Origin of the sequence: Alteromonas sp. KUL42, assembly GCF_006538325.1 — a bacterium.
In the GTDB taxonomy this organism is placed as follows: domain Bacteria; phylum Pseudomonadota; class Gammaproteobacteria; order Enterobacterales; family Alteromonadaceae; genus Alteromonas.
Map to the genome: position 1 here is coordinate 610,746 of NZ_BJKK01000001.1, position 14,946 is coordinate 625,691.

Below are 14,946 nucleotides of genomic sequence, written 5' to 3' on the forward strand. Positions count from 1 at the left end.
TATGTGAGTTTGGCACAGAGCCTTATAGGAGTGTGACATGGCAATCTCAGATATGCGTAGACAATATTCCAAGGGTACTTTGGATGAGTCTGATATAACCGCAAATCCTTTTAGTTTGTTCGATCAATGGCTTAAAGAGGCCATAGATGCTGGTATTCCCGATCCTACCGCTATGACAGTTGCTACAGTTGATGCCTCTGGTCAACCTTCTCAACGCATTGTGTTGTTAAAGGATGTGAGCCAAGCGGGATTCGTATTTTTTACCAACCTTGGAAGCCGCAAAGCACAAGAGTTATCGGTTAATCCAAAGGTCTCTTGTCACTTTCCGTGGTTTTTCATGGAACGACAAGTACGGGTTTGTGGCAGTGTAGAGAAGCTTTCTGTTTCTGAAAATGCCAGTTACTTTTTCTCTCGTCCTAAAGATAGCCAGCTCGCAGCTTATGCATCAAAACAAAGTAAACCTATTAGCAACAAAGCGCTGTTACTTACACAGTTCAAACAATTGAAAGAAAAATTTGCCAATAAAGATTTGCCCATCCCAGATTTTTGGGGAGGCTTTAGAATTGTGCCCCATCAAATTGAATTTTGGCAAGGTGGTGAAGACAGGCTACACGACCGTTTTGAATATAATAAGCAGGACGACGGCTCGTGGGTAACTCAGCGCCTTATGCCTTAAATTATGCTGCGATGGTGTTGGTTCTGTAGGCACGAGTAACCGTGATAGACAGCCACTGCCATCTCAACCTACCTCCTTTAAACGTTGATCTCGACGAGGTTATCTCGTCGGCCAAACAAAACGGTATTACGCGCATTTTACTGCCGGGTATCACGGTTTCTTCATGGGCAGTACAAAAAGAGATTTGTCAGCGTTACTGCGACCAACTTCCTATCGACCTTGCTCTTGGTCTTCACCCTTACTTTCTTGCAAAAACGCGTCTGTCTCAGCTAAATAGTAGCAACGATGAAATTCATCAATTGGAGCAAGCCATTGACGATCCTACCTATGCGGTAAAGGCGGTAGGGGAAACAGGGTTAGATGCGGTTATCGATGTACCACTAGAAATACAAAAAGACGTTTTAGACAAACACCTTGCTATTGCGAGTAATGCCAAACTACCGGTGATTTTGCACCATAGAAAGAGTCACCATTTGTTGTTTGAAGCGCTTAAAAAGCGACGCTTTAAGTACGGTGGCGTAGTGCATGGTTTCTCTGGCAGTATTGATGTAGCAAAGCGCTATATTAATATGGGGTTTAGCCTTGGAATAGGTGGTACTATTACCTATCAAAGAGCACGCAAAACCCGCGATACCGTTGCATATTTACTAAAACACCAGCTAGACAGTGTACTATTAGAGACTGACGCGCCGGATATGCCAATGTGGGGAAGGCAAGGGCAGTGTAATAAACCTGAATATTTGGTTGATGTAGTGAATGTACTTTGCAGGCTTGGCGATTGCAGTGCTCAGCACATCATTTCTGCTACAACAAACAACTATACGCGATTGTTTTTAGGTTAATATAGCTTTATTAAGCGTTGTGATTGATACGCTTAGCCTCCAAGGCTTTAATCACAACAGGCCTAAATTTATAAAAACCACGGGTAATATAAATGCCAACGGTTAATGTTAAAAATACTAGAATACATGCGATAAAAACCAGTTGATAGCGAAGTGTTAAAGGCATTTTCAAAAGCGCCGAAGTATCGATGTGCACATTCACATACCCCAATACATCACCGTTTTCGTTGTTGATGCTTTCTACAAAAGTAAGTGGCGTAATGTCATAATCTCTATTAATAGCAATTACACTTTCTGCTTTTGGCAAAGGCGCGATATAGCGACCATCTTTATCAAAAACAGCTACAGCCAGTACGTGAGGTTCTTTTACTAGTACGGTTACAATCGGCTCTATAACAGAACGCTGCAGTACAGAAATTGATTGCTCTGATGGTGTAGTACCATGGCCAGGTGAGAGTAGCTGTGCGTATTGGCGGGCAATACTTTCACCTGATTGCTGCGTTTGAACGTTTAGCCAGTCCTCTTGATATTGCTGAAATAAAACAAGCAGCAGCACCGATAACACAATGACCATGCACACAACGAAGGTGTGAAAAAGCCTTTTCACAGCGGTATAAAGCGAATGAGAATGACTGTGAAGCGCAGATATCGCTTTATCCCTATTAAGTACCAATTACAAAGCCTAATTTAAATATGAGCATGCTAATACAGTAGGATAATTCCAATTAATTTGAAAGAGTATATTTTATTCGCCCATTGAATTGGTTAGCATTAGCTTACACAATTTAAATGGGAAATGCTCCTGTGCAAACTAATATTGACACGTTGTTGGGCAACCAAAGCAGTGACACGATTCATTCAGCTTCTGCGCTTACGTCATTGATCAAAACCGAACATAACCAAAACGCGTTCACGCATATACTTACCCTTTTTGGGCAAGCGCTAACACCCTATATTGTGCGTGAAATACTTAACAAGTTATCTGATGTGTTCGAACCTTCTAGTCTAGCGTTTCACCATTTGAGTGGCGTTTTTGGGGATGATGTTATTGAAATCAGAGGGCACAGCAACAGTAGTGATCACACGCATATCAACCAATTGCTAAGCGACGTAACCCAACGTTTTAATGTTGATGCTGGCATTCAAAAAGATAGACCGTCGCTTTCAACACCGGGCTTGCTCGTAATGGATATGGACAGCACCGTAATTGCTATTGAATGTATAGATGAAATAGCAAAACTCGCCGATGTAGGTGAGCAAGTGGCTGAAGTAACAGCGAAAGCAATGCGTGGCGAAATTGCGTTTAATGATAGCTTGATACACCGCGTTGCGTGTCTGGAAGGTGTGCCTCTTGCTCACTTAATGGCGATAAGAGATAGCATTCCAATTATGCCAGGTATACAAGCGCTTATTTCTCAATTGAAACAACACGGTTGGAAACTCGCGATTGCATCAGGCGGTTTTACCTATTTTGCCAACTATCTAAAAGACAGGTTGGGCTTGGATTACGCTATTTCAAATACGCTTGCTATCGAGAATGATACACTCACAGGCAAAGTAGAGGGCGAAATTGTCAATGCACAGGTTAAAGCAAGAACCGTTGATACGTTGACTGAGCAATGGCAAATTTCCCCATCACAAACAGTTGCGATGGGTGACGGTGCCAACGACTTAGACATGATGTCTCATGCTGCTTTAGGTGTGGCGTGTCATGGCAAACCTTTGGTGAATGAAAAAGCAGACGTCGCCATTCGGGTAGGTAGTTTACATAGTATGTTGTATTTCTTAGGCAGATAGTTTTTCAGGTAACATCGCTGCCGGTAATTCAAATAAAGCAACGATGTTACCCGCGATGTGAAATTAAAATTCCTTGCAGACACGTCTTTGAACGTAGTTCTGAGGTAATATCACGGTATCAATCAGCTCACTTCAAATAATACAACGCCAAGCTCACACGCGCTTAGTGGTTTAACAAAATTCGCTAATGCGAGCCTGTCATTTTAAGCGTTTTGTTTGCGGTGATGTCTTCTATACTAAAGCCGTAGCGTACAAGTACTTCATCGGTTACATCAATTAGATGAGAACACGCCGCCATTGCCCACATGTTTTTTTCGAGCTCTCGTGCTCTGTGTACCGCATACATGGTGACATAATTAAACTCTGTTTGGAGCATTGTCATGTCGGGTTTACCGGTTGTAGTAAGCATGACATGTATGGCAATAAACTGTCCTCTCGCCATAGCTTCACGTATGAAAGCACGGCGCTGATCATTGTCTTCAAATTTGTGAGCATAGCGAGGAATAATGGCCATGCGGGGATCTTGCTGAGAAATATCGAATGATATAAAAAGTTCTTGTCGCAACGGCATATTTTCTAGTTTTACTGACTTAATCCCGCTTTGAACAAAAGGCGAGTCTTGCTTCCTATCGCGAAAGAAAAATTCTAGATTCACTTGGCCCCGTTCAGCAAAATTAGTGGTTAGTGTGGTAATACGCTCATCTTGTTTTCCGATAATACACGCTTGAGGCGTATAACGAGCGCCTTCTTTACCCATTAAAAAAGATAATGATGTAGCGTTACGCGCATTAATGCAGCGCAATGCATGTCCCATTCCCGGGACTTCTTCTTCATCAGATTCTACTTTGAGGTTGCCTCTATTCTTCTTAATCAGCTCTTCAAAAAAGTGTCTTGCACTTTTTCCTTCCTCTCCGGGCACGGCTTTAAGATGTAGAATATTTTTTTGGACATTGTGATAGATAATGTCGTATTGCAGGTTCATAACATCGAAGTTTGCCGTGATTTTTTGTAGCCGTGGAAATGCTACTTCAACACGGCCTTCTAAGCTACCCGTGTACTCCTTATTTAGCTCTACCCTAAGACCCAATCCATTGACAGAGATATCTTCGCTAATACCTTTGTGTACGATATCTTGATAGTTGAAACGCGCTTCAATTTGGGTTCGTAATTGATAACGACTTTCGATACGCTGCTCTTCGTACTTAAACCTTACAATTTGTATATTCGACGGTGGACGGTTGCGAGGATGTCCAAAAGCGCGAAGATGAGCAAGATTATCGCGGTTAAATTTAAACTCGTTGTATGTTTCTTGTCCTGTTACAGAAGTCACGTCTGTAATGTGTAATAGATAGCGTAAGTTTTTAAGCTTAGACATTAACCGCGCAGAGGGCGGGTGGTTTAACTTTTTAACTTTACTACCTACCGAATCAGGAATAGACAGGGGAATGTGTGCCTGTTCAGGTGACATGTTAGTCAGTGTGATTTTAAACACACGCCAACTGGCCTTTTTTGAGCCAAAACCTAAAAATACGCGAGTGAGCACTTCTTTTTGTAGAAGCTCTTCGTATGACGCTGAATAGAAATACACCTTATCGTTTTGCAAGTGTGTAAAGCTAAATACAAAGCTTTCTCTTGCTTCATTTGATTTGCCCAATAGGCGAGTCAACCGCTCTGGTGTTAACAAGAAGTTTAAGCGACATACGTTTTCTTCATCCTGCCAATATTGAAGGGTTTCTCTGTTGACTTCGTTCATCATGGCAAAGCGTGGAACCAATGTACCACTAATGTCATCAACGAAGACGGGAAGAGTAGGGCTGCGCGGAGAGAAGTATTGTTCGCAAATCTTACTGGTGATTGCCTCAATCGTGTTGTTCATATTAACTTTATAGCGGCGCTTGTTACCGTGAATAAAGTTCTCTAGGAATCGCTCGAAAACAACATTGGGAAAGTCGCTATCGCGTTGCAGTGCAAGATAGTTTGCGTCGTTTTTAGCTATAATTTTAACTAATTTATACGCGATACCGTTTTTTGTATCTAACGCAAATTCGTTTTCTAACCCTCGAAAATAAATGAAAAGGGTTTCACCAACGTTAAAAATAACCTCTTTGGCTAGCTTTACTTGAAGCCCTTCAAGTGAAATATCGACACTTAGGCCCCTAACAGATTGATGAGCACTGTTAAATATTTCAACAGCGACAGCGAAGTTCATACGCTCTGTGGTGCGCTGTTGATAGTCGAGTAAGTTGACGGTAGGCACTTTAAATTGTTCAAGTACCGCAGAGCGCCTTTTTAACTCGGGGTGCTCTTTGTCAACTCGCTCTTGTTGAAGCTCTTTCTCACGCATTAATCGAAAGTTATTTTCTGTGTTTTGTACGGCCTCGTACACGCCGTAAGTGTAACGGCCAAACACGCGCAATTGCTCTTCGAATTTGTCTATTGCTACATCGTCCATGTAGTGAGTGCGTCCCTCATGGACATATTTATTGCACTTACCGTCTACGTTTCCTCTCAAATCAATAATGCGCATGCATGGCTTCGCAAGGCGTTTTACTTCCATTTTGATCAGAAAACGTTTTTCTTTGGGAACATCTGATGCGATCTGTAGCAACACTTGGTTAAATTCAGGTTCTTCAACCATAGGTTTGAGCTGTTCAATAATATCAGCGTATTGCTTTAAATCTTGACTCATGAATGCGCAACTTTATTGTTTAGTATCATTATTTTAATTCTTATCGGCCAAACAGCAAAACTTATTAACCTAATAAAACTGGACGTTGTTTTCGCGTGTTTACTGGTTGCCCCAAAGTAGGTTCTGCTTAATTAACACTTATTTGGTGGTAGAATACTCCTTTTATGAAACGGATAAAACTGGAATATGGCAAAACGTAAGACTGCTTATGTATGTTCTGACTGTGGGGCAGAATTTCCACGATGGCAAGGTCAATGTTCTGAGTGTAGATCGTGGAACACTATCAGTGAGTTTGTGGTTGCAACTGCCAAGTCAACAGCGCGTCACGGTACGTCAGGATACGCGGGACAAACAGCTGCCAAAATTGAAACGCTTAACGCCATAGACCTAGAATCATTACCGCGTTTTACGTCCAGTTTCAAAGAACTCGATAGGGTCCTTGGCGGCGGTATTGTCCCGGGGGCAGCTATGCTCATTGGTGGGTCCCCAGGAGCGGGTAAAAGTACCTTGTTACTTCAGGTCATGTGTCAAATGGCCAAAACTGAAAGCGCGCTTTATGTAACAGGTGAGGAATCGTTACAGCAAGTTGCCATGCGTGCGAAACGGTTGAATTTACCCGACGACAAACTGATGCTATTGGCAGAAACTAACGTAGAAACCATTTGTGATCTAGCTTTAACACGCAAGCCTAAAATTATGGTTATCGATTCTATTCAGGTAATGCATGTTTCTGATGTTCAATCCGCACCTGGAAGTGTATCTCAGGTTAGAGAAAGTGCCGCTTATTTAACGCGCTTCGCTAAGCAAAACCACATTGCAATGTTTATCGTCGGTCATGTGACGAAAGACGGTAATTTGGCAGGGCCTAAAGTGCTTGAACACTGTATTGATAGCTCGATGATGTTAGAAGGTGATAGTGATGGTCGCTATCGTACTTTGCGCAGCCACAAAAATCGCTTCGGTGCAGTGAACGAACTGGGGGTTTTTGCCATGACTGAAAGGGGCCTGAAAGAGGTGAATAACCCTTCAGCGATTTTTTTAAGTCGTGGTGAGGAGGCGACGCCAGGTTCAAGTGTGATGGTGATTTGGGAAGGCACTCGACCATTACTCGTTGAAATACAGGCATTGGTGGATTATTCACAAATGTCTAACCCACGTCGCATTGCTGTAGGGCTTGATCAAAATAGGCTTTCTATGTTGTTGGCTGTATTGCATCGTCATGGCAATGTTCAGATGAACGACCAAGACGTTTTTGTTAATGTTGTTGGCGGGGTAAGGGTGTCTGAAACGAGCGCCGATTTAGCTTTATTGTTAGCCATGATTTCAAGCTTTAGAAATCGCGCATTACCTCGTGACCTTATTGTGTTTGGCGAAGTGGGGTTGGCTGGTGAAATTCGCCCAGTACCTAATGGTACCGAGCGCATAATAGAAGCGGCGAAGCATGGATTCAAGCGCGCTATAGTGCCCAAAGCAAATGCACCCAAACAAACTATTGAAGGTATGAAAGTTGTGCCCGTAGCCCGTTTAACCGAAGCACTAGATGCACTAGAGTAAACCTTTTAGGTTTACTCGTTTTTACTCAAACCGGCGATTGATAAACAGCATTGACTAGCGCGGTCAAGTCCCTTTCTTCTATATTCTCGTCTTCGCTGTTCAGAGAAATCAAACGGCGAAGTGCACTGACACTTTCAACTTCCATACGCTCAACTTTACATCCAAGAGAAACCATTTCCTTTCTGCTATCTGCATGTCGATAGAGTTGCGAAATATAAAGCGTAATCAGTGGGCTATCTTCGTTTGCTTGAAAATTCGCAATATATGGTTCGTGACTATCGAATGGGAGATGTTCAAGGGCTGCTTCAGAGGCATGCAGTTTGATCCCTTGAAGCGACACATCACTTACCACAACATCAATTTTTGAGTCGTTGTGTGCGAGCGTGCCTTTGACGTTCAGCAAAACACGTTGAAATCGGCGTTTGTCCGTCATTTTTAATTGTCTCCTTCCGCGATAAATTTCTGTCAGTATTGGCTAAATAGCCTGGCTTGGCAACAAAAAAGCCCTTATCAATGAGGGCTTTTTAAGATGCTTTGTCAAGAAGGCGTAACGCTGCGGCGTTATTTAGTCATGCGCTTGTATTTTAAGCGGTGTGGCTCAACCACATCATGACCAAATTCGCTCTTAAGCCAGCTTTCGTAATCAGAGTAGTTCCCTTCGAAGAAGTTTATGTTGCCTTCGTCGCGGTAATCCATAATATGTGTTGCAACGCGGTCTAAGAACCAGCGATCGTGCGAGATAACCATGGCGCAGCCAGGGAACTCTAACAACGCGTTTTCCAGTGCGCGCAGTGTTTCAACGTCCAAGTCATTGGTGGGCTCATCCAGTAGTAACACGTTGCCACCCGCTTTTAAGAGCTTGGCCAAATGAACGCGATTGCGCTCACCACCAGATAGGTCTTTAATGAACTTCTGTTGGTCTGTGCCCTTAAAATTAAAACGGCTGCAGTATGCGCGGCTATTTATCTCAAAATTGCCGATGCGAATAATGTCTTGGTCGTCAGAGATTTCTTTCCACACGGTGTTATTTTCATTCATGTGGTCGCGGAACTGTTCAACCGCGGCAATTTGCACTGTGTCACCTAAGTCAATTGTACCCGAATCAGGCTGCTCTGCTCCCGTTAGCATTCTAAACAAGGTTGATTTACCCGCACCGTTAGGGCCGACAATACCTACAATAGCACCTTTGGGAACGTTAAATGACAAATTATCAATGAGAACCCGATCGCCATAGGATTTTTTCAGGTTTGATACTTCGATTACCTTGTCGCCTAAGCGCTCACCCGGCGGAATGAATAGTTCGTTGGTTTCGTTGCGCTTTTGGTAATCGCTAGTTGATAATTCCTCGAAGCGAGCCATACGCGCTTTACTCTTGGCATGACGACCTTTAGGGTTTGAACGAACCCATTCAAGTTCTTGCTTCATGCTCTTCATTCGCGCAGTTTCGGCGCGTTCTTCTTGCTGTAAGCGGTTTTCTTTTTGCTCAAGCCATGATGAATAATTACCTTCCCATGGAATACCTTCACCACGGTCAAGTTCTAGAATCCAACCTGCCACATTATCTAGGAAGTATCTATCGTGGGTAATTGCCACAACGGTGCCTTCATAGTCGTGAAGGAAACGTTCTAACCATGCTACAGATTCTGCATCTAAGTGGTTAGTTGGTTCGTCGAGTAAAAGCATTTCAGGCTTTTCAAGCAGCAAGCGGCAAAGTGCAACACGGCGGCGCTCACCACCAGAGAGTTTACTTACGTCGGCATCCCATGGTGGTAAGCGAAGTGCATCGGCTGCGCGCTCTAATGCATTCTCAAGATTGTGACCGTCTTTAGCTTGAATAATGGCTTCTAACTCACCTTGCTCTTTCGCCAGTGCGTCAAAATCAGCATCTGCGTCAGCGTAGGCTGCATAAACCTCGTCTAAACGTGTTAAAGCGTGCTTAACGTCAGCAACCGCTTCTTCAATGTTACCGCGCACATCTTTCGATTCGTCCAATTGAGGCTCTTGCGGTAGATAGCCAACTTTCAAGCCTGGTTGTGGACGCGCTTCACCTTCAATGTCGGTATCTACACCAGCCATGATACGAAGTAAGGTTGATTTACCCGCACCGTTTAGACCTAGCACACCAATTTTGGCGCCAGGGAAGAAGCTAAGTGAAATATTTTTAAGAATATGTCTGTTCGGGGGAACAATTTTTCCCACGCGATGCATACTGTATACGTATTGAGCCATGCGCTATCCTCGCTAGAAAGCGGTAAAAATGAAATAGGGTATTAATTAGGAGTGTATTCTACTCGTAAGACTATAGTTTGTGCCAGTGGCGAACGCCATTCACTATTGTTCTTGCTGGTATTTTGACCACTTGCTGTCAAAAGTGTGATTTAACCGTCGGTGCTTACCGCGATTTAAGGTACACTTTAGCGCTATATAAGGTGACATATTTGCCGATGTAGCGCTAAAACACCCTAGATATTCCATCTTTGAATGAAGCGCTATGGATATGCACCTAAAAACAATCAACGATAGATCCGAACAGGTAACAATGCATGACTGCTATGAATAAACGTACATACAGTTTGGAAGAGCTTGCTAATCATGTTGGCGGTGCTGTTCAGGGAGATGGCAGTGTTGTCATTTCTGCGGTGGGCACACTTGAAGGTGCAGCTACACACCAAATTTCATTTTTAACTAATCCAAAATACAAGCCAAAACTGAAAGATACAAACGCTGGTGCAGTTATTCTTCACGAAAGCTTGCAAGGTGCCTGCGCAGTCCCTGCGCTAGTGGTGGCGAATCCTCATGCCGCTTTTGCCCGAATTGCGCAGTTGTTTGATACTACACCTGCGGTAGCCACTGGCGTTGCAGATAGCGCAGTAATTGCGCCTTCAGCACGTATTGGCTGCGATGTATCGCTGGGCCACAACGTTATTATTGAAGATAATGTGGTTTTAGGTGACAGGGTTTCAATTGGTGCCAATACTGTTATTCGCAGGGGCACACATGTTGGTGAAGGCACCACTATTCATCCTAATGTAACCATTTACCACGATGTGGTTATTGGAAAGCGCGTTACTATTCACAGTCAAACAGTTATTGGAGCGGCAGGGTTTGGGTTTGCCAATGATAAAGGCGTTTGGTTGACTATTCCTCAAACGGGAACAGTGCGCATTGGTGATGATAGTCAAATTGGGGCAAGTACCAGTATTGATAGAGGTGCCATGGAAGATACGTTGATAGGAACCAACGTTATTATTGACAATCAGGTGCAAATTGGCCACAACTGCATCATTGGTGATCACTCTTGTATCTGCGGTGCAACGGGGATAGCGGGCAGTTGTCATATCGGTAAGCACGTTATTATTGGTGGTGGTGTGGGCATTAACGGTCACATCAGCATTTGTGATAACGTACAAGTTACGGGTTATACCATGATTGTACAGGATATTACGTCTCCTGGTGTCTATTCATCAGGGCAGCCAGCACAGACAAATCGAGAGTGGCGTAAGAATGCGGTTAGACTGCAAAAAATTGGCAGTTTATTCGACCGCGTTAAGGCACTTGAAAAACAGGTCTGATCTCACTCTGGCGCAGGTATTTCGTTAAACCTGCGCCATTTACATTAATTTGGCCATAAAGCGGTATACAAGACCCTGAAAATGACTAGAATATGGCCTCAAATTAAGCTATCCGTGCGTAATTTAACGTCACATAAACACCGCAGTTAAGGAGCCCCCATGTTTTCTCGCGAAATGAACATAGCTGACTTTGACCCTGAATTAGCCGATGCAATGGCAAAAGAGGTTGAGCGTCAAGAACACCACATCGAGCTGATTGCCTCTGAAAACTATTGTAGTCCACGCGTGATGGAAGCGCAGGGTTCACAGTTGACCAATAAATATGCAGAAGGTTATCCGGGCAAGCGTTATTACGGTGGTTGTGAACATGTAGACGTGGTAGAACAACTGGCTATCGATCGCGCTAAAGAGTTGTTTGGTGCAGATTATGCTAACGTGCAACCACACGCTGGTTCTCAAGCAAACTCAGCTGTATTCATGGCATTGTTAAATGCTGGCGATACCGTATTGGGTATGAGCCTTTCTGAAGGTGGTCACTTAACGCATGGTTCTCACGTTAACTTCTCTGGTAAAACCTACAATGCTATTCAATATGGTCTTAACAAAGAAACTGGCGAAATTGATTATGCGCAAGTAGAAGCATTGGCAAAAGAACACAAGCCAAAAATGATCATTGGTGGTTTCTCTGCTTATTCAGGTATTGTTGATTGGGCTAAGTTCCGTGAAATTGCTGACAGTGTGGGTGCATATCTTCTTGTTGATATGGCACACGTTGCAGGTCTAGTAGCCGCGGGTGTTTATCCTAACCCGCTACCACATGCGCATGTGGTGACTACTACTACGCATAAAACGTTAGCGGGGCCGCGCAGTGGTCTTATCCTGTCGGCGTGTGGCGATGAAGATATTTATAAGAAGCTTAATAGCTCGGTTTTCCCTGGTAATCAAGGTGGCCCATTATGCCATGTGATTGCAGCGAAAGCGGTTGCGTTCAAAGAAGCACTTCAGCCTGAATTTAAAGTGTATCAACAGCAAGTGGTCGCAAATGCCAAAGCTATGGTGTCTGTAATGCAAGAGCGCGGCTACAACATCGTGTCAGGCGGTACTGATAACCACTTGTTCTTGCTTGATCTTATCGATAAAGACATTACAGGTAAAGATGCTGACGCTGCACTTGGTGCTGCTAACATCACGGTAAACAAAAACTCAGTGCCAAACGATCCTCGTTCGCCATTTGTAACTAGTGGTCTTCGCATTGGTAGCCCTGCTATCACGCGCCGTGGTTTTAAAGAAGAGCAAGCGAAGAAGGTTGCAACGTGGATCTGTGACATTCTTGACAACATGGGTGATGAGTCTGTTATCAAGCGTGTTCAAGGCGAAGTCGTTGCTCTTTGCGCGCAATTCCCTGTTTACAAGTAAGTAAATAGGTTTGTCTTTTATTGCGTACTTTGGTAGTAATGAAAACTAAGTATGGTTCAATACCTAAGTACGCAATTGTTAAGGAATTTTTATGTTTTGCCCCTTTTGCTCAGCGCAAGAAACGAAAGTTATTGATTCTCGCTTAGTTGCAGAAGGTCACCAAGTGCGCAGGCGTCGCGAATGCATCGTTTGCCATGAACGCTTCACAACATTTGAAAGTGCTGAATTAGTTATGCCTCGCGTCATCAAACGGGATGGCTCAAGAGAGCCGTTTAACGAAGATAAATTGCGTGCAGGTTTACAACGAGCACTGGAAAAACGCCCCGTTAGCACTGAAAAAGTAGAGCAGTGCATCTTATCGCTTAAATCTGAGTTACGCGCTACCGGAGAGCGCGAGGTCGCCAGTGAGCTTCTCGGTACGTTAATCATGAAAGCATTAAAGGAACTCGATAAGGTGGCATACGTTCGCTTTGCCTCAGTGTATCGTTCTTTTGAGGATATTCGTGAATTTGGCGAAGAGATAGCGCGACTAGGCGATTAGAACGGTTTGCGCTTATCACAGGAATAACAGTGGATCAGGCTACCATAAAGAACGACTATAAGTGGATGGCCAGAGCCATTCAACTCGCAAAAAAAGGGTGGTACACCACCTCACCAAACCCTCGCGTCGGATGTGTCATTGTTGATGAGAATAATGAATGCATCGGAGAAGGCTTCCATGTTCAAGCAGGCACTCCTCACGCCGAAGTTCATGCACTCGCTCAAGCAAAACAGGCCCGTACGCAAGGCGCAAAAGGTGCAACTGCCTATGTCACATTAGAACCGTGTAGTCATTACGGCCGCACACCGCCTTGTGCGGAGGCACTGGTAAATGCGCAGGTAGCACGTGTTGTGGTGGCGATGACCGACCCAAACCCAAACGTTAGCGGTAACGGCATTAGAAAGTTACAAGATGCAGGGATTGAAGTTGTAAGTGATGTGATGGCGGCTGAAGCTGCAACGCTTAATCTAGGATTTATCAAGCGAATGCTTACGGGCAAGCCCTATGTGCGCGCCAAACTTGGTATTAGTTTAGATGGTAAAATTGCTTTGCAAAATGGTGTTAGCCAATGGATAACGGGCCCAGAAGCGAGAAGAGATGTACAAAGCTACCGAGCTCAAAGTTGTGTAGTGCTGACAGGCTCGGGTACTGTAAAGGCAGATGATCCAAGCTTATTGGTAAGGGGATCTGAAGCGCAATTTAAAGCTTACCCACTTGAGGTAATACGCCAACCTGCCAGAGTCATTATTGATAGCAATGATGCCATACGTGGCGATTATCAAATTCTCAACGACGGACACACCACTTTTATTGCAACACCAACCGCACACCCAGATACCGCGTCACAGAAGTACCTTCAGGTCGCAGAAAATGCGGGTAAAGTTAATCTTGAATCTCTGATGCAAGCGTTTGGCGATAAACAATTTAATGAAGTATGGGTTGAGGCTGGCCCTGGGCTAGTGGGCGCGCTATTGGAACACCAGTTGGTTGATGAGCTTATTTGCTATCAAGCGCCAAAAATTTTAGGTGATAAGGGCCAAAGCATGGTTACATTACCGGCATTTACGTCGCTAGACCAATCTATTTCACTAACGCTTATTGAAAATCGTCAAGTGGGTAACGATATTAAGTTTATCTTTCGTCCTGACTATCGCGATATGGGCCGCTAGAAGCGCCAAAGAGGAAATCTATGTTCACTGGAATTATTCAGGCTTTAGGTAAAATTCAAAAGTTAGACAATCGAGGCAGTGATATTCGTTTAACTGTCGCTTCATCGACCCTAGATATGTCGGATGTTGCACTTGGGGATAGTATTGCAACAAACGGTGTTTGTTTAACCGTTACCGATATGGGTGATGACTATTACTGCGCTGATGTTTCAGCCGAAACCATAAAACTAACAGGGTTTGCGCATTATTCTGCCGGCTCAGTTGTGAATTTAGAAAAAGCGATGCGACCAACTGATCGCTTCGGTGGTCATATTGTTTCTGGACACGTGGACGGTGTAGGTGAAGTTACACAAATTATAAAACACACCGATTACATCGAGTTTTGGGTTAAAGCACCTGACGAGCTTGCGAGGTACATTGCCCACAAAGGCAGTATTACCGTAGATGGCATTAGCCTTACGGTGAATCAAGTGAACGGTTCCGAGTTTATGCTTTGGATAATACCGCACACGCTGAAAGAAACTATTATGGGAACGTACAAAGTCGGTACGGCGGTTAATTTAGAAGTCGATGTCATTGCTCGTTACCTAGAGCGCTTGATGTTAGGCGAGAAAGCCGCAGAGCCTAAAAGTAAAGGCATTGATATGGCCTTTCTGGCCGAGAATGGATTTTTAAGAAAATAACCCTACA

13 protein-coding genes are annotated in these 14,946 nt (G+C 44.0%); 9 read left to right on the forward strand and 4 right to left on the reverse strand.

The window, feature by feature from the left end:
* Window positions 1–37 precede the first annotated feature (37 nt).
* Both pdxH and EYR97_RS02645 read left to right on the forward strand, forming a co-directional pair.
* The gene (pdxH, locus tag EYR97_RS02640; protein WP_131092267.1) at window positions 38–676 is read left to right on the forward strand and encodes a pyridoxamine 5'-phosphate oxidase; all 639 of its coding nucleotides are present in this window, start codon (window positions 38–40) and stop codon (window positions 674–676) included.
* 41 nt (window positions 677–717) lie between these two features.
* Window positions 718–1,518: a TatD family hydrolase gene (locus EYR97_RS02645; protein ID WP_131092268.1), complete on the forward strand. Its 801-nt coding sequence runs from the start codon at window positions 718–720 to the stop codon at window positions 1,516–1,518.
* Window positions 1,519–1,528: 10 nt separating this feature from the next.
* On the opposite strand, the gene EYR97_RS02650 is transcribed toward EYR97_RS02645, so the two are convergent.
* Window positions 1,529–2,191, reverse strand: a complete 663-nt coding sequence (locus EYR97_RS02650) for a hypothetical protein (protein WP_131092269.1) — start codon at window positions 2,189–2,191, stop codon at window positions 1,529–1,531.
* 131 nt (window positions 2,192–2,322) lie between these two features.
* Between EYR97_RS02650 and serB the strand changes: the two genes are divergently transcribed.
* Window positions 2,323–3,315, forward strand: a complete 993-nt coding sequence (gene serB, locus EYR97_RS02655; protein WP_242634853.1) for a phosphoserine phosphatase SerB — start codon at window positions 2,323–2,325, stop codon at window positions 3,313–3,315.
* 184 nt (window positions 3,316–3,499) lie between these two features.
* Here the strand turns inward: serB and EYR97_RS02660 are convergent, their stop codons facing one another.
* On the reverse strand, window positions 3,500–6,004 hold the full coding sequence (locus tag EYR97_RS02660; protein ID WP_131092271.1) for a PilZ domain-containing protein: 2,505 nt from the start codon (window positions 6,002–6,004) through the stop codon (window positions 3,500–3,502).
* A 186-nt stretch (window positions 6,005–6,190) separates the two neighbouring features.
* Here EYR97_RS02660 and radA point away from each other — a divergent pair, with 186 nt between their 5' ends.
* On the forward strand, window positions 6,191–7,558 hold the full coding sequence (gene radA, locus EYR97_RS02665; RefSeq protein WP_131092272.1) for a DNA repair protein RadA: 1,368 nt from the start codon (window positions 6,191–6,193) through the stop codon (window positions 7,556–7,558).
* A gap of 25 nt (window positions 7,559–7,583) precedes the next feature.
* Here radA and EYR97_RS02670 read toward each other — a convergent pair whose 3' ends face one another.
* Together EYR97_RS02670 and ettA are read right to left on the reverse strand one after the other, a co-directional pair.
* Entirely contained in the window at window positions 7,584–7,991 is a 408-nt protein-coding gene (locus EYR97_RS02670; protein WP_131092273.1) for a PilZ domain-containing protein, read from the reverse strand.
* A gap of 128 nt (window positions 7,992–8,119) precedes the next feature.
* Complete coding sequence (gene ettA / locus EYR97_RS02675) at window positions 8,120–9,787, reverse strand: energy-dependent translational throttle protein EttA (protein ID WP_131092274.1); 1,668 nt, start codon at window positions 9,785–9,787, stop codon at window positions 8,120–8,122.
* Between the two features lie 314 nt (window positions 9,788–10,101).
* Between ettA and lpxD the strand changes: the two genes are divergently transcribed.
* From lpxD to EYR97_RS02700, 5 genes are all read left to right on the forward strand, one after another.
* Window positions 10,102–11,130, forward strand: a complete 1,029-nt coding sequence (lpxD, locus tag EYR97_RS02680) for a UDP-3-O-(3-hydroxymyristoyl)glucosamine N-acyltransferase (RefSeq protein WP_131092275.1) — start codon at window positions 10,102–10,104, stop codon at window positions 11,128–11,130.
* Window positions 11,131–11,289: 159 nt separating this feature from the next.
* Complete coding sequence (gene glyA / locus EYR97_RS02685) at window positions 11,290–12,546, forward strand: serine hydroxymethyltransferase (protein ID WP_131092276.1); 1,257 nt, start codon at window positions 11,290–11,292, stop codon at window positions 12,544–12,546.
* Window positions 12,547–12,637: 91 nt separating this feature from the next.
* Window positions 12,638–13,087 carry a transcriptional regulator NrdR gene (nrdR, locus tag EYR97_RS02690; protein WP_131092277.1) on the forward strand — a complete coding sequence of 150 codons (450 nt, stop codon included), beginning with the start codon at window positions 12,638–12,640 and terminating at the stop codon, window positions 13,085–13,087.
* 29 nt (window positions 13,088–13,116) lie between these two features.
* Window positions 13,117–14,256, forward strand: a complete 1,140-nt coding sequence (ribD, locus tag EYR97_RS02695; RefSeq protein ID WP_131092278.1) for a bifunctional diaminohydroxyphosphoribosylaminopyrimidine deaminase/5-amino-6-(5-phosphoribosylamino)uracil reductase RibD — start codon at window positions 13,117–13,119, stop codon at window positions 14,254–14,256.
* Between the two features lie 20 nt (window positions 14,257–14,276).
* Window positions 14,277–14,939 (forward strand): riboflavin synthase, encoded by a 663-nt coding sequence (locus EYR97_RS02700; RefSeq protein WP_131092279.1) that lies wholly within the window; start codon window positions 14,277–14,279, stop codon window positions 14,937–14,939.
* The last annotated feature ends 7 nt before the right edge of the window (window positions 14,940–14,946 follow it).

Bases quoted from the DNA above. Each gene is read 5' to 3' on its own strand.
- glyA (WP_131092276.1), top strand. From the start codon at position 11,290: ATGTTTTCTCGCGAAATGAACATAGCTGACTTTGACCCTGAATTAGCC.
- EYR97_RS02660 (WP_131092271.1), bottom strand. From the start codon at position 6,004: ATGAGTCAAGATTTAAAGCAATACGCTGATATTATTGAACAGCTCAAA.
- nrdR (WP_131092277.1), top strand. From the start codon at position 12,638: ATGTTTTGCCCCTTTTGCTCAGCGCAAGAAACGAAAGTTATTGATTCT.
- ettA (WP_131092274.1), bottom strand. From the start codon at position 9,787: ATGGCTCAATACGTATACAGTATGCATCGCGTGGGAAAAATTGTTCCC.
- EYR97_RS02670 (WP_131092273.1), bottom strand. From the start codon at position 7,991: ATGACGGACAAACGCCGATTTCAACGTGTTTTGCTGAACGTCAAAGGC.
- radA (WP_131092272.1), top strand. From the start codon at position 6,191: ATGGCAAAACGTAAGACTGCTTATGTATGTTCTGACTGTGGGGCAGAA.
- lpxD (WP_131092275.1), top strand. From the start codon at position 10,102: ATGACTGCTATGAATAAACGTACATACAGTTTGGAAGAGCTTGCTAAT.
- EYR97_RS02700 (WP_131092279.1), top strand. From the start codon at position 14,277: ATGTTCACTGGAATTATTCAGGCTTTAGGTAAAATTCAAAAGTTAGAC.
- pdxH (WP_131092267.1), top strand. From the start codon at position 38: ATGGCAATCTCAGATATGCGTAGACAATATTCCAAGGGTACTTTGGAT.